This window comes from Streptomyces sp. AB3(2024), assembly GCF_041862025.1.
Lineage (GTDB): Bacteria > Actinomycetota > Actinomycetes > Streptomycetales > Streptomycetaceae > Streptomyces.
The window spans coordinates 1-371 of sequence record NZ_JBGWAB010000365.1; the positions used below are offsets into that span (position 1 = coordinate 1).

At 63.9% G+C, this 371-nt stretch carries 1 pseudogene; it reads left to right on the forward strand.

The features are described from left to right. A pseudogene (locus ACEPPI_RS40790) lies at positions 1–371 on the forward strand (protein phosphatase); the annotation flags it as partial.

Below are 371 nucleotides of genomic sequence, written 5' to 3' on the forward strand. Positions count from 1 at the left end.
CTGTCGGCGTTCTACTCGGCGCCGGAGGCGGCGCAGTTGTTCGCGACGACGAAGCCGGTGAAGACGGACAGTGATTTCTTCGCCGATCAGCTGGAGTCGGCGGCGACGGCGCTGGGTGAGTACATCACCGAGGCGCGGCCGATCGTGGCGCGGCTGAAGGAGTTGCAGGCGAAGGCGACCACCTTCAGCAGCAAGATCAGTGGTGACAAGCACTGGAAGGACGACGGGGACAAGATCGATGAGAACAATGATCTGATCCACGACGTCAACGCCGCGGTGTCCGCGTTCTGGGCGGCGGAGCGGACGTGTGCGAACAAGATCCGTGCGTTGTACTGTGCGGCGCCGTTGACGGCGGATGACGGTTCGCACGG